This window comes from Wolbachia endosymbiont of Drosophila bocki (assembly GCF_028982005.1).
GTDB classification, from domain to species: Bacteria; Pseudomonadota; Alphaproteobacteria; order Rickettsiales; family Anaplasmataceae; genus Wolbachia; species Wolbachia pipientis.
On sequence record NZ_JAPQLG010000025.1, the window covers coordinates 1 to 1,712 of the forward strand.

General features: G+C 39.4%; 1 protein-coding gene. It reads right to left on the reverse strand.

Translation table 11 applies throughout. The features are described 5' to 3' along the window. Positions 1 to 106 precede the first annotated feature (106 nt). A complete protein-coding gene (locus tag OZD61_RS00450; protein ID WP_274979441.1) occupies positions 107 to 1,510 on the reverse strand; it encodes an NAD(P)H-dependent flavin oxidoreductase in 1,404 nt (467 codons plus the stop codon). Positions 1,511 to 1,712 lie beyond the last annotated feature (202 nt).

Consider the following 1,712-nt stretch of genomic DNA (forward strand, 5'->3'; position numbering starts at 1 on the left):
CAACGTCACTATTAACTATTGCATTCCAGAACAATTTGATGCATCATTCTTTTTGTAAAAAACATTCCACGCTTTCTCTCCACTTTTTCTGGGTAAGGTCACTGACTCAATACCCAGTCGATATCCTTTCCACCAGTTCTTTTACTGCCGGTACGTAGCCATTCTCATAAAATGGATCTTGCTTAAATTTGTACACATTGTGCCCGGAAAACATGAGTTCGTTCTCAATATCACCACCCTGTATAGTGTTTTGCAGTGTTTTTTGTATGCAAAAACTACGCGGATCTGGCTTTCGTCCTGTTGAATGGTCACCATGATCTTTCCAATTGCTAAACAAACAATGACTTAAGCATCCCACACAATTGATTTGATCTTGTCTTATCTCTGTAAACCTGCCTGGCGTCACAAAAATAACAGTTGTATCTGGAGTTTTCATTGCTTCTGTATACCCTGCTTTAGTCCATGTATTTGCCAGTTCTTTGTCTTTTGCAGTAAGGTAGATCTTTCTACCTCTGCTACCCATTGCAAATTCATTATTAAATTCTTCGCTAGCATTTTCTGAAAACTTTATTTGACGTGAATTCCGTTCCTGCAACTCACGTATGAAGTTATTTTTTACTGCAGATGAGTAAAACCCTGTTGGACTGAATTTATTTAAAAATACATCACCTTCTTCTAAAGTGAGTAGCTTCTTTTTCCACTCTGCAGAAATTGGGCTTTCTTTCGTCAAAAGTGGACGAGTGCCAAACTGAAAAGCTATTGGTCCAATTTGCAGATTGTCAAACCAATGTTCCCAATCTTTCAAATGCCACACTCCTCCTGCCATAACAATTGGTGTTTCTGAAAGACCGATCTCGTTCATGAAAGATCTAAGCTCTGCAACTCTTTCAAATGGAGCCTGTGGTAGCTCTGGGTCTTCACTGTTACTCAGTCCATTGTGCCCTCCAGCAAGCCATGGATCTTCATACACTACTCCACCAAGCAAATAGGAAGATATTCTTTGGTAAGCACGCTTCCATAATGCTTTAAAAGCACGCACCGATGAGATAATAGGGTAATAATAAACCTGATATTTAGCTGCAATTTCTCCAAGCCTATAAGGCATACCAGCACCGCAGGTAATACCATGAATCAAACCTTTCGCTCCTTCTAATATGCCATGAAGCACGCGTTCTGCTGCTCCCATCTCCCAAAGTACATTCATGTGTATTCTTCCATGACCTTTTGATATTTCATTTGCTATTCTTGCCTGACTAATTCCAGCTTCAATACTATACTCAATCAATTCACTATGCTTTTCATTTCTTGTTTTGCCTTTATAAATTAGTGGCACTAACTCGCCATTATCATCAATAAGCTTAGCATTTGCACCAGAAAATGTACCCACAGCATCTGCTGCAGCAAATGCTCCGCTTGATCTTCCATCACTAACTGCAATGCCTTTGCCGCCCTCGATGATTGGCCACACTTCCTTTCCTGAAATTACTATCTTTTTTATCTTATTTTTCAAAACTTCCTCGCAATCTTTCACTCTATTTTACTTAATTACTAAAAAAATGATAGCTGTTTATTTTTTCTTGTATCATTAAAGCTTCTATAGCTGCTCATGCTGTTGTAGTTTGAGAGCAGTTCCCATCGGAAGGGTGTCATTCCAGTGCTTGACACTGGAATGGCTTTGTTGCATCGCTCTTCGGATAGTAGGTAACGTACAA